Origin of the sequence: Photorhabdus temperata (assembly GCF_025384845.1) — a bacterium.
In the GTDB taxonomy this organism is placed as follows: Bacteria; Pseudomonadota; Gammaproteobacteria; order Enterobacterales; family Enterobacteriaceae; genus Photorhabdus; species Photorhabdus temperata.
The window spans coordinates 1-1,161 of record NZ_JAJAFX010000176.1 but is presented as its reverse complement, the minus strand read 5'-3'; the positions used below and the strand labels follow the sequence as shown (position 1 = coordinate 1,161).

Here is a 1,161-nt window from a genome sequence, read left to right as displayed (position 1 = left end):
GATGATGATCAACAGATTAGGATCATCTTTCCAACCGTTGCCAAGCACATTAGCGGTGAATGCTTGTGAATCTGGTTTTTTTTCATGCCACTGGGTGGTGAAAACATCGCGCACGTTATTTAATTTATGCGTGCGGACAACCAAATCCCCCTTCACGGTTTTTATCGTCGCTGATCTGTTCTCGACTAACTGACCTTTATTTCCCTGTGCATCTTTCTGTATCCACAGATTATCGTTGGCTTGCAGTAAGGCTTTATCACCGGTATTGCGCACGGTGTCACCGAATACCCGCATATCCCGGCCGGCGGTTACGCTGCCTTTATTCTCCAGGGTGGTGTTTGCCAGGGTAATATCTTGTCCCGCTTGCACGGTAATATTGGGGGCAATATCAGTTTCTTTGCCGATAATATTTAAGTCGGTTTTAGCTTTGGTATTGCCTAATTCAATTTTACCATTAGCGTTTAAGGTGATATCACGCTGGTCACTGGTTAACTCTTTCAAATTAACCCCAACGCCATCCTCAGTGGCGACCAGCCGGATTTTATTGGCATACATGCCGCCCAACGCTTTGGTATCAATGGCTAATTGCGGTTTAGCACCTTCTCCGGCGAGAGCATTAATCGTGCCGTCTTTTAAGCTGATGCGGTTGGCGCCCTGCGTCAGTGACAAGGTGTTGGCCTGAATCTTGCCATTTAATTCCGTCGCCCGGCTGATGATATCGACATAATCCGTCGCCTTGCCATCCAGCCCTTTGCCGCCAATGGTGATCTGGCCTTGTTTAACTTCTAACGCTTCCAGCGCACCCTGTTTGTCAAACTGGGGTTTCCCGGTGGTCAGGGTGGCACTGGCAGTATTAATAAAACCACAGCCATCACAGGTAATGCCGTTAGGGTTGGCAATCATCACATTGGCTTTATTGCCAACAATTTCCAACTGACCTTGCAGTTCAGAGCGCCCGTTGCCGGTGACTTCATTGATAATCAGTTCCGCTGCTTTGCCGTTTAGGTTAGGGTTGGCGTTAAGCTGCCCGGCCAGTTGTGATGGCACCGTCTGAGTGGCGTTATTGAGTACGGCGCCCTGAGTGGCAACGTTAAACTCTTGGTAGGTGTTATGGGATATCCCGGCATCATTCGGTGTGGCGATATTGACAACCGGGACATT

1 protein-coding gene is annotated in these 1,161 nt (G+C 48.8%); it reads right to left on the bottom strand.

Translation table 11 applies throughout. From position 1 onward, the window contains the following. The coding region (locus tag LGZ99_RS24425; protein ID WP_262979846.1) for a filamentous hemagglutinin N-terminal domain-containing protein at positions 1–1,161 on the bottom strand (1,161 nt) is incomplete at both ends.